The sequence below is a fragment of the Cellulomonas massiliensis JC225 genome (genome assembly GCF_000312005.1).
GTDB lineage: Bacteria > Actinomycetota > Actinomycetes > Actinomycetales > Cellulomonadaceae > Cellulomonas > Cellulomonas massiliensis.
On sequence record NZ_HE978588.1, the window covers coordinates 1,320,960 to 1,330,845 of the forward strand.

Consider the following 9,886-nt stretch of genomic DNA (forward strand, 5'->3'; position numbering starts at 1 on the left):
CCCGACCCGTCGCCCGGTGCCGACGCCGACGCCCGCGACCGTCATCGGGCGGAGGCCGGGTCGGCCGTGCCCGCGTCGCGCGGCGCCGTGGTGGCGGGCCGCTCGACGGTGTTCGGGTCCGCGGTGACGTCGGCGCCCACGAGCGCGTCGTCGTCCTCACGGCCCGGCGTCTTGAGGTTCCAGCGCTGGATGACGAACCGGAACAGGAAGTAGTACACGACCGCGTAGGCGAGGCCGATGGGCAGCAGCAGCAGCGGCTTCTGGGCGATCGGGAAGCTGAGCAGGTAGTCGATCGCGCCGGCCGAGAAGCTGAAGCCGCTGTGGATGTCGAGCCAGTTGGTCAGCGCCAGCGCCGTGCCGGTGAGCACCGCGTGGATCGCGTACAGCGGGTAGGCGACGTAGACGAACGCGAACTCGAGCGGCTCCGTGACGCCGGTGACGATCGAGACGAGCGCGGCCGAGCCCATGATGCCGGCGATGATCTTGCGGTTCTTCGCCTTGGAGGTGTGGACGATCGCGAGCGCGGCGGCGGGCAGGGCGAACATCATGATCGGGAAGAACCCGGTCTGGAAGGTGCCCGCGGTGGGGTCGCCGGCGAGGAAGCGGTTGATGTCGCCCATGACGACGGTGCCGTCGGCCTTGGTGTACTCGCCGAACTGGAACCACGGCAGCGAGTTGAGGATGTGGTGCAGGCCGAGCGGCACGAGCAGGCGGTTCAGGGTCCCGAAGACGAAGGCGCCCAGGACCGTCGAGCCCGTGACCCACTCGCCGACGGCGGTGAAGCCCGCGTCGAACCAGCGGTAGATCAGCGCGGCGACGACCGCGATGACCACGGCCGCGCCGGCGGTGACGATCGGCACGAACCGGCGCCCGCCGAAGAAGGCGAGGTAGGGCGGCAGCTTGATGCGGTAGTACCGCTCGAACAGCAGCGCCGTGACGAGGCCGATGACGATGCCGCCCAGGACGCCGTAGTTGATGAGCTCCTGGGTCTTGCCGGGCTCGAGCGGCAGGACGCGCGGCGAGAGCGCGTCGGTCACGCCCTTGAAGACGAGGTAGCCCACGACGGCGGCGAGGCCGGTCGACCCGTCGGACTTGCGGGCGAACCCGACCGCGACGCCGACCGCGAACAGCAGCGGCAGCGCGGCGAACAGCGCGTTGCCGGCGGCCGCCATGACCTCGGCGACGGGCACGAGCCAGGGCAGCGACTTGCCCGCGCCGTTGGCGCCGAGCACGTCGGGCTGGCCGAGGCGCAGCAGGAGGCCGGCGGCGGGGAGCGCGGCGATGGGGAGCATCAGCGAGCGGCCGATGCGCTGGAGCTGGGCGAGGCCGGGGAACCCTCGGCGGCGGGGGGCCTCGACGGCGACGGTGGTCATGAGCACTCCTCGTTGCGTGTCAATCACATCTGGGAGGATGTCCGGCCAGGGCTCCGGGGGACATCGGTGGGAGTTTCCGAGCAACTTCGCGGGCCTGGTCTGGACCAGTTGCGGCCAGAGTGGTCTAGACCTCATGATGTGTCAAGAGTCACAGCGGACGCGCGTCCAGGTCGGGTCGCGAACGGACGGACCGGACGGAAGGTGCAGGGGTGGAGCAGGTCGACGACGACACGGGCGAGGTCCCGGCCGTCGGCGCGTCCGAGGACGGTGCGCCCTCCGCGCACAAGTACCTCGCGGTGCGCGACCACCTGGCGCGGCTCGTCGCGCACGAGCTCAAGGTCGGCGACGCGATCCCGTCGGAGCGCACGCTGAAGCAGGAGTTCGGCGTCTCGCGCATGACGATCCGGCAGGCCGTCGACGCCCTCGTCACGGAGGGGGTGCTGGTCCGCGAGCAGGGCCGCGGCACGTTCGTCGCCCCGCAGCGCATGGACTTCGAGATGCGCCTCACCACGTTCGGGGAGGAGATGCGCCGCCGCGGCCTGGAGCCGACGACGACCGTGCTCGCCGCCCAGACGGTCGAGGCCACCCCCGACATCGCCACGGCGCTCGAGATCGACCCGGGCGACGAGGTGCACTTCCTCTACCGGGTCCGGTCCGCCGACGGCACGCCCGTCGCGATCGAGCGCGCGTGGATGCCCGTGGCGCTCGTCCCCGAGCTGCTGGCGGACGGTGCGCCCACGAGCGTGTACGACCGGCTGCGCGAGCTCGGCGCCGCCCCGGAGTGGGGCGAGGAGACGCTCGCCGCCGACCTGGCGACCGACGTCGAGGCGTCGCTGCTCGGGCTCAGCGCCGCGCCGGCCGTGATGCGCGCGGAGCGCCGCACCTACGCCGCGCAGGGCGCGGTCATGTTCTCCCGCGGGTGCTACCGCGGCGACCGGTACAGCGTGTGGGTGCCGCTGCGCGCGCCGCGGCCCGCGCTGGTCCCGCGCCGGCGCGGCGACGCGGTGACGGAGGAGGACTCGACGGAGCGCGCGCCCGTCGGAGCCGGAGGAGGACGGGCATGAGGTCCGACGACACCACCGGCCAGGCTGCGGCGATCCTCGCCGCGCTCGGCGGCGTGGACAACATCGACGAGATCGAGCCGTGCACCACGCGGCTGCGCTCGCTCGTGCGGGACGCGGGCCAGGTCGACGTCGGCGCCCTGCGCGCCGCCGGCGCCTACGGCGTGATGATCAACGGGCGGGTCGTGCAGGTCGTCGTCGGACCGCACGTCGACCTCATCGCCTCCGACCTCGACGACCTGATGTGACGAGCTGACGAAGAACCCGGCGACCACCGGGAGACAGGAGCAGGCCATGGCCAACGCAGAAGGCATCCTCGCGGCCCTCGGCGGCGACGCGAACATCGTCGACCTCGAGCCGTGCATCACGCGGCTGCGCGTCGAGGTCGAGGACCCGTCGCTCGTCGACGAGCCCGGGCTCAAGCGCGCCGGCGCCATCGCCGTGGTCCGCTCCGGCGACGCCGTCCAGGTGATCGTCGGCCCGGAGGCCGACACGCTGGCGTCCGACATCGAGGACCTGCGCTGATGGCGCTCACGGTCCTCGCGCCCGTCGCGGGGCGGGTCGTCGCCCTCGCCGACGTGCCGGACCCGGTGTTCTCCGCCGAGCTCGTCGGCCCCGGCGTCGCCGTCGACCCCGACGAGGTCGCGTCGTCCGAGGTCGTCTCGCCCGTGGCCGGCACGGTCGTCAAGCTGCACCCGCACGCGTTCGTGGTCCTCGCCGAGGGCGGCGGCGTGCTCGTGCACCTCGGCATCGACACCGTCCAGCTCGGCGGCGAGGGGTTCACCCTGCACGTGACGGAGGGTGACACCGTCGCGGCCGGGCAGCCCGTCGTCAGCTGGGACGTCGCGGCCGTCGTCGCGGGCGGCCGGGCGGCGATCTGCCCCGTCGTCGCGCTGGAGGCGAAGCCGGACGCGATCACCCGGCTCGCGCAGCCGGGCGACGTCGTCGCGGCCGGGGAGCCGCTGCTGTCGTGGGGGTGACGCTCGAGATCGCGGTCCAGGACGTCAGCGGGGCCGCCGCCGCGGTCGCGTCCGGCGCCGACCGGCTCGAGCTGTGCTCCGCGCTCGCGGCGACCGGCGGGCTGACGCCCAGCCAGGGACTGCTGGACGCGACGCTCGCCGCGGTGCCGGGCGTCGGCGTGCACCCGCTGGTGCGGCCGCGCCCGGGCGGCTTCGTCTACGCGCCGGACGAGCTCGACGTGCAGGTCCGCGACGTGCGGGCCGCCGTGCGGGCGGGCGCCCGGGGCGTCGTCGTGGGCGCGCTGACCCCGGCGGGAGCGATCGACACGGCGGCGCTCGAGCGGCTCGTCGAGGCGGCGGACGGTGTCGAGGTCACGTTCCACCGGGCGTTCGACGTGCTCGACGACGTCGCCGCCGGCGTCGGGGTGCTCGCCGCCTTCGGCGTCACGCGCGTGCTCACCTCGGGGGGCGCGCAGCGCGCGGGCGACGGGCTCGCGCGCCTGCGCGAGACGGTCGAGGCGGCCGACGGACGCGTGCAGGTCATGGCCGGCGGCGGCGTGCGCGTCGAGGACCTCGTGCGCATCCTCGGCACCGGCGTCGACGCGGTGCACCTGTCCGCGTCGCGCGTGGTCGCCGGGGACGGGGGCCCGGGCGGCGGCGGCGACGCGGGCTGGACGACGACCGACCCGGGCGTGGTCGCGGCCGCACGGGCGGCGGTGGGGACGCCTCGCTAGCCTGGTGCCGAGGTGAGCGGCGATGGCGAACGTCGGTGACAGGGTGGTCATCCACGGCCGGACCGTCGGCACGGCCGACCGTGGCGGGACCGTGGTGGAGGCGCGGGGCGAGGACGGCGGGCCGCCCTTCCTCGTCCGGTTCGACGACGGCCACGAGGTGCTCGTCTACCCCGGCCCGGACCTGCAGGTGACGCACCCGGCGGGCGAGGAGCACCCGCAGGCCTGAGCGTCGCCGGCCGGGCTACTCCGGGACGACCGGCAGCTGGTCGGTGTGGTCGCGGGTGTCCCCCTCGACCCCGCCGAGGATGGCCTGCTCGTCGGGGCGCAGCGGCAGGATCGTCCCGACGTAGCTGGCGACGACCTCCTCCATCGGCACGTCGCGCCCCTGCTGCTGGGACAGGTACCACCGGTGGTCCAGCAGCTCGTGGAAGATCTGCGCCGGCTCCAGCTTGCCCCGCAGCTCGCGGGGCACGGCGCGCACGGCGGGCTCGAAGACCTCCGTCAGCCAGTCGTGCGCGACGAACGACTCGTCCTCCGCCTGCCGGTCGGTGACGGCGCGGTACTCGTCGAGGTCGTTGAGCAGCCGGCGCGCCTGGTTCTCGCCCACGTCGAGGCCCGTGAGGCGCATGAGCCGGCGCGAGTGGTGGCCGGCGTCGACGACCTTCGGCTGGATCCGCACCGTCGTGCCGTCGACGTCGGTCGTGATGTCGAGCTCGCCGACGTCGAAGCCGAGGTCGTTGAGCCGGTCGATGCGGGCCTGCACCCGCCACCGGTCGCCGTACGCGAAGGACTCGACCTCGGTGAGCGCGCGCCACAGCTCGCCGTACCGCTCGGCCAGCGCGTCGCCGATCGCGACGGCGTCGACGTCCTCGTCGAGGAACTCGCCGGCCTGCAGGTCCATGAGCTCGCCGATGATGTTGACCCGCGCGACGTCGAGGTCGTACGCGCGCTGGCCGTCCGACAGCTTGTCGTGCAGGTCGCCCGTCTCGGCGTCGACGAGGTACGCCTCGAACGTCTCGGCGTCCCGCCGGAAGAGCGTGTTCGACAGCGAGACGTCGCCCCAGTAGAAGCCCGCGAGGTGCAGGCGCACGAGCAGCACCGCGAGCGCGTCGATGAGGCGGGTGGCGGTGTCGGGCCGCAGCGACTGGCTGAACAGCGCGCGGTACGGCAGCGAGAACTGCAGGTGCTCGGTGACGAGCACCGCCTCGAGCGGCTCGCCCGACGGGTCGCGCCGGCCCGTGATGACGCCGACCGGCTCCACCGACGGCACGTCGATCTTGCTCAGCTGCCGCAGCAGCTCGTACTCGCGGTACGCGACGGTCTCGCCGATCTCCTTGACCGCGATGACGCGGCCGGACAGCCGCGCGAAGCGCACGATGTGGCGCGAGATGCCGCGCGGGAGGGCGGCGAGCACCGAGGCCGGCCACTCCTCCAGCGGCACGTCCCAGGGCAGGTCCAGCAGGCCCGGGTCGGGGGACGCGGCCGTGATCTGGAGCCTCTGGGGGGTGGTGCTCATGGGGTCGATCCTCCCAGGTCCGTGCGAGACGCGACGAGGGGCGGGCCGCCGTCGCGGCCCGCCCCTCGTCGGAGATGGTGCTGGGTCAGCCGATGCGCTCGCCCGAGCCCGCGTGGAACAGGTGCGACTCGCCCGGGCGGATCCGCACGCCGATGGTCTCGCCCTTGGCGGGGACCTGACGCGGGTCGACGCGGACGATGACCTGCGCGTCGCCGGCACCCGAGTGCACCGCGGCCGCGCCGCCGAACTCGTTCGTCAGCGAGCCGTACACGAACGCGTCGGAGCCGAGCTCCTCGACGATGTTGACGACGACCGGGATCGCCTCGGGCGTGCCGCCGGGGACGACGTCGAGCGCCTCCGGGCGGAAGCCGATGGTGATGTGGTTCTTGTCGTCCTCGGTGAACTGCGAGATCGCCTCGCGCGGCACCGCGACCTTGGCGCGGCCCAGCTGGGCGTAGCCGTCGAGCACCGGGAAGGTGCCGATGTTCATGGCCGGCGAGCCGATGAAGCCCGCGACGAACACGTTGGCGGGCGTGTCGTACATCTCGCGCGGCGTGCCGACCTGCTGCAGGAGGCCGTCCTTGAGGACCGCGATGCGGTCGCCCATCGTGAGGGCCTCGGTCTGGTCGTGCGTGACGTAGACCGTCGTGACGCCGAGGCGGCGCTGCAGCGACGCGATCTGCGTACGGGTCTGGACGCGGAGCTTGGCGTCGAGGTTCGACAGCGGCTCGTCCATGAGGAACACCTGCGGCTGGCGGACGATCGCGCGGCCCATCGCGACGCGCTGGCGCTGGCCACCCGAGAGGGCCTTCGGCTTGCGGTCGAGGTACTGGGTGAGGTCGAGGATCTGGGCGGCCTCCTCGACGCGCTGGCGGATCTCCGCCTTCGGGGTGCCCGCGATCTTGAGCGCGAAGCCCATGTTGTCGGCGACCGACATGTGCGGGTACAGCGCGTAGTTCTGGAACACCATCGCGATGTCGCGGTCCTTCGGCTGGACGTCCGTGACGTCGCGGTCGCCGATGAGGATGCGGCCGGCGTTGACGTCCTCGAGGCCCGCGAGCATGCGCAGGGAGGTCGACTTGCCGCAGCCCGAGGGGCCGACGAGGACGAGGAACTCGCCGTCCTCGATGTGGAGGTTGAGGGCGTCCACCGCGGGACGCTCGGTGCCCGGGTACACCCGGGTCGCGTGGTCGAAAGTGACCGTGGCCATGAGTGACCAATCCCTTCACCGGCAGGTACGTGCCGGACGATCCGTCGTGGAGGGTGTCGAGTGTCTTCACTGACACGTGGGCGACCGCTGGTGCGGTCGTCCGCGGACAGTGTCGCACATACCGGGCGCGACCCGTCCAGGACCTCCGCCCCGTCCCCCGGACGGCCGCTCAGCCCAGCACCCAGACGGGCTCGCCCGCGTCGCTGTCGGTGCGCTGCAGGACGAGCACCCCGGAGAGCTGCTGGGTGACGGCGAACGACAGCCGGGCCGTGCCGCCGCCACCGGCCGGCGCGAGGTCGTCGGGGGAGAGCAGGTCCGACAGGGCGACGCGCTCGACGACCGAGCCGTCGTCGAGGTCGACGAGCGCGAGGCCGTCGTCGCCGGCCGCGACCAGCCGGCGCCCGTCGGTCGAGACGGACCACGGGACGAACGGCAGCGCGGCGCGCCAGAGCTCCTCGCCGGTGCGCACGTCCAGCGCGGCCACGCCGCCGGAGCGCGCCGTGTAGACGGTGCCGTCGAGGACGAGGGCGGTCTGCCAGCCGCTCGCCTGCTCGGCCGACCACAGCACCCGGCCCGTCGCGGCGTCCACCGCCTGCAGCCGCTCCGCCTGCTGCGCGAGCACGACGCCCTGCGCGGACCCGTCGTCGACGGTGAGGACGAGCGGCCAGGGCGGGTCGTCCGGGTCGCCGAAGGACGAGCCGTCCGGCAGGAGGAGCGGTCCCGCGTTCTCGCCGTTGTACTTGTCCACCTGCACCGCGCCCCCGGTCACGAGCCGGGCGCCCGACTCGGGGCCGGTCGCGACGTCGACGACCGGCCGGCCCTGCTCGTCGAGGACGAACGCCCGCACGCCCGTGTTGAGCAGCGTCCAGCGGCCGTCGGTCGACACGCCCCGGGAGTACCCGCGCGAGCCCTCGTCGTCGGTGAGCCGGCGGACCGGGCCGACGTCCGCACGCCACACCTCGTCGCCCGCGAGCGTCTGCTCGACGACCTCGAACGTCTCCTGGTCGTCGGCGCTGCGCGGCGTCGCGAGCAGCAGGTGCTCGCCCCGGACCGCCCACGACGCCTCGGGCACGGTGCGCCGGTCCCGGACCTCCCCGGCGGGGTCGACGGCGACGAGGAACGCGTCGTGCTCCTTCTCGTCGCGCTGCCCCGCGGGGTACGGACCGACGACGCACACGGCCCGGGCCGCGGTGCCGCGCGGGCCGACGCTCGCCTGGCACTCGACGCTGCCGTCGAACTCGTCGCCCTCGCCACGCTGCAGCGCACCACGCTGCGCCTCGGGGAGGGCGACGTCCGTCGTCCAGACCTCGTCGCCCGTGAGCAGCCCGTAGCCGGTGAGCGTCACGGTGCCGGTCTCGTGCACGCGGGCGCCGACGAGCACGTCGCGCACCCGCACGGTCCACAGCCGCGGGTCGTCCCACGTCGCCTGCCACCGCGCCTGCACCTGGTCGATCGGCCACAGCACGCCGGGGACGCCGTCGAAGCGTGCGTCGCGCGCGCGGGCCCGGGCGTCGAGCACCGCCTGCCCGCCGAGCAGCAGCCCGACGAGGGCGACGGCGGCGCCGGCGAGCACCCACGGCGCCCGGCGCCGGCGCGGCGCGGCGTCGGGGGCGGGGGCGTCGCCGCCCTCGTCCAGCTCGACGCGATGCATGGTGGCCACGCCCGGACTGTACGACGGCGGCGAGCGGCGGCGGGGCGTCCGGCCGCCGCGTCACCCCTGGACGACCACCGTGGAGCCGTCGCCGGCCAGGAGGTAGCGGTCCCAGCGCTGCAGCGGCCCGCCGCCGCCGACCGTGTCGAGGGGCGGCGCCGCCTGCGCGTCCCAGCGGCGTGCGCCGTCGGTGAGCCCGAGCGCGAACCAGTGCCGCGAGATCGACAGGACGAGCAGCGAGCGGCCGTCGGTGACGACGAGCCCGGCCTGGCGGCCGACGTCGGTGCTCCAGTGCTGGCGGCCCGTGCGCGCGTCCCACGCCGCCGCGCCCGTCGCCGTGCCGGCGTAGACGACGCCGTCGAGCACGACCGGAGGCGTCGTCGCCGGGGCGCGCCACAGCGTCCGGCCCGTGGCGGCGTCGAGCACGACGAGCTCGCGGTCGTCGGAGTCCTCCACCCAGAGCACTCCCGGCGCGCTGCCGTCGTCCACGTCCGGCTCCACGGGGTAGCCGTCCGCGTCCACCTGCGTGCCGTCCGGGAGCCACAGCCGGGGCGCGGGCGCCATCGCGCCGTACGGGCTCCACCCGACGGTGCCGTCCGCCGTCAGCGAGGTCCACCCGTCGAGGCCGACCTGGATCGTCCGCTCGACCGTGCCGTCCCGGCCCAGCACGGTCACGTGACCGCTCTCGGTGAGCATCACCCGGCCGCCCGCGGCGACGAGCGACGCGGTGACGCCGACGACCTGCGAGCCGAGGTTGACGCGCTCGACCCGGCGCACCGCGGGCAGGGGCGTCGACCAGACCTGCGCGCCCGTGCGCGGGTCCTGCGCCGCGATCGTCCAGGCGACGTCCGTGTCCTCGCGCCGCGACGTGCCGACGACCAGCAGGTCGCCCGCGACGACCGACTGCTCGGCACCGTCGACCTGCCGCAGCAGCCGCCCGTCCGCGAGGTCGAGCAGGAACGACGTCGTCACGGTGCGCGTGCCCGCGGGGAACTGCGACTCGCACCGCACGACGCCGGAGCGTCCGACGGCCTCGCACCACGTCGCGGGCGGCAGCGCGGGGGAGGCTCCGGGCTCCAGGGGCAGCGGCGTGCTCCACCGCACCTCGCCGGTGCGGGCGTCCATGCCGCGCACCGTCCGGTCGCCGGCCACGCGCCGGACCACCACCGTCGTCCCGGCGACCGGGTCGGTCGGCCAGCTCGGCTGGTCGCCCTCCGCGTCGGCGGCGACCGTCCACAGCGTGCGAGGCGGGCCGTCGAGCGGGGCGAGGACCCCGGGCACGCCCGCGAGGTCCGCGAGCCGGGCGCGCTCGCGGGCGTCGAGGACGAGCTGCGCGGTCACCAGCGCGACCACCACGCCGGCGGCGACGAGCACCCAGGGCA

11 protein-coding genes are annotated in these 9,886 nt (G+C 74.7%); 6 read left to right on the plus strand and 5 right to left on the minus strand.

The features are described 5' to 3' along the window. Window positions 1-41: 41 nt before the first annotated feature. On the minus strand, window positions 42-1,373 hold the full coding sequence (locus HGCM_RS06235) for a PTS transporter subunit EIIC (RefSeq protein ID WP_019136000.1): 1,332 nt from the start codon (window positions 1,371-1,373) through the stop codon (window positions 42-44). A 209-nt stretch (window positions 1,374-1,582) separates the two neighbouring features. Between HGCM_RS06235 and HGCM_RS17255 the strand changes: the two genes are divergently transcribed. The 6 genes from HGCM_RS17255 to HGCM_RS06265 are packed head-to-tail and all read left to right on the plus strand — an operon-like array spanning window position 1,583 to window position 4,353. Then, on the plus strand, window positions 1,583-2,437 hold the full coding sequence (locus HGCM_RS17255; protein WP_019136001.1) for a GntR family transcriptional regulator: 855 nt from the start codon (window positions 1,583-1,585) through the stop codon (window positions 2,435-2,437). Beyond that, window positions 2,434-2,682: a PTS sugar transporter subunit IIB gene (locus HGCM_RS06245; protein WP_019136002.1), complete on the plus strand. Its 249-nt coding sequence runs from the start codon at window positions 2,434-2,436 to the stop codon at window positions 2,680-2,682. Before HGCM_RS17255 ends, HGCM_RS06245 begins: the two co-directional genes overlap by 4 nt. 4 nt (window positions 2,683-2,686) lie before the next feature. Further along, a complete protein-coding gene (locus HGCM_RS06250; protein WP_256998726.1) occupies window positions 2,687-2,959 on the plus strand; it encodes a PTS sugar transporter subunit IIB in 273 nt (90 codons plus the stop codon). Continuing rightward, a complete protein-coding gene (locus HGCM_RS06255; RefSeq protein ID WP_019136004.1) occupies window positions 2,959-3,414 on the plus strand; it encodes a PTS sugar transporter subunit IIA in 456 nt (151 codons plus the stop codon). Before HGCM_RS06250 ends, HGCM_RS06255 begins: the two co-directional genes overlap by 1 nt. Continuing rightward, window positions 3,405-4,127, plus strand: coding sequence for a copper homeostasis protein CutC (locus HGCM_RS06260; RefSeq protein ID WP_019136005.1), 723 nt, complete (start codon window positions 3,405-3,407; stop codon window positions 4,125-4,127). The genes HGCM_RS06255 and HGCM_RS06260 overlap by 10 nt, the downstream gene beginning before the upstream one ends. A 22-nt stretch (window positions 4,128-4,149) precedes the next feature. Then, on the plus strand, window positions 4,150-4,353 hold the full coding sequence (locus HGCM_RS06265) for a DUF1918 domain-containing protein (protein WP_019136006.1): 204 nt from the start codon (window positions 4,150-4,152) through the stop codon (window positions 4,351-4,353). Window positions 4,354-4,368: 15 nt separating this feature from the next. Here the strand turns inward: HGCM_RS06265 and HGCM_RS06270 are convergent, their stop codons facing one another. From HGCM_RS06270 to HGCM_RS17260, 4 genes are all read right to left on the minus strand, one after another. Next, a complete protein-coding gene (locus HGCM_RS06270; protein ID WP_019136007.1) occupies window positions 4,369-5,643 on the minus strand; it encodes a DUF4032 domain-containing protein in 1,275 nt (424 codons plus the stop codon). Between the two features lie 85 nt (window positions 5,644-5,728). Next, the gene (locus HGCM_RS06275; protein ID WP_026075300.1) at window positions 5,729-6,853 is read right to left on the minus strand and encodes an ABC transporter ATP-binding protein; all 1,125 of its coding nucleotides are present in this window, start codon (window positions 6,851-6,853) and stop codon (window positions 5,729-5,731) included. 169 nt (window positions 6,854-7,022) lie between these two features. Then, a complete protein-coding gene (locus HGCM_RS06280) occupies window positions 7,023-8,504 on the minus strand; it encodes an outer membrane protein assembly factor BamB family protein (protein ID WP_246119491.1) in 1,482 nt (493 codons plus the stop codon). A 60-nt stretch (window positions 8,505-8,564) separates the two neighbouring features. Further along, the coding region (locus HGCM_RS17260; RefSeq protein ID WP_019136010.1) for an outer membrane protein assembly factor BamB family protein at window positions 8,565-9,886 on the minus strand (1,322 nt) is incomplete at its 5' end.